The following is a 567-nucleotide window of genomic DNA, read 5'->3' as shown; positions in this document are numbered from 1 at the left end:
CCATTTTAAGTAGGTACGCACCACCTAAAAGGTGAAGTACTTTGAGTGCCACAGGGCTCATCGCAATCAGGGTTGAAACCCCCATCGCAGCAAGTAAAGTAAGGATAAGGCCAGACGTCGCGTTCCCCAGACTGGCAAATAGGCCAACCTTTTTGCCGTAGCTCATACTTGAGCTCGCAATCAGCAACATATCAGGGCCAGGCAAAAGCAATAAGGCGATAACCGCCGTGAGATAAATCGGAAGTACAGCTAAATCGATCATGATGGAACAGGTTTTCTACAACAAGGCGGCGAATCTTATACCAATAAATCAAACTCGACCAGATTAAATACCTTTAAATGTAGCCATATTTAGAAAGGATAAATCACCAATTCACTCATATAAAAACAATTAACCTTTTTAACGATACTGAATAGCAATTTTGTACAAAAATAAGCACGATGGATACGTTACACTCGTATGACGAACTTCTCGAGCAGATTGGAAACAATGAAAGAAAAGAACAAGGAAAGCGCGACATTCAAAATTGCTCAAGAACTTGGTGGCTTGGAGCTGCTAGATGCTAA

Annotated in this window: 1 protein-coding gene; it reads right to left on the bottom strand. The window is 41.6% G+C overall.

Annotated elements, in window-relative coordinates; all coding sequences use genetic code 11:
- Window positions 1-262, bottom strand: a 262-nt coding sequence (locus R7O13_RS29430) for a LysE family translocator (RefSeq protein WP_318305535.1), incomplete at its 3' end; no start/stop codon positions are given.
- Window positions 263-567 lie beyond the last annotated feature (305 nt).

The organism is Vibrio sp. Y176 (assembly GCF_033438945.1).
The sequence above is the reverse complement of the archived record's forward strand: the minus strand, read 5'-3'. Positions and strand labels throughout refer to the sequence as shown.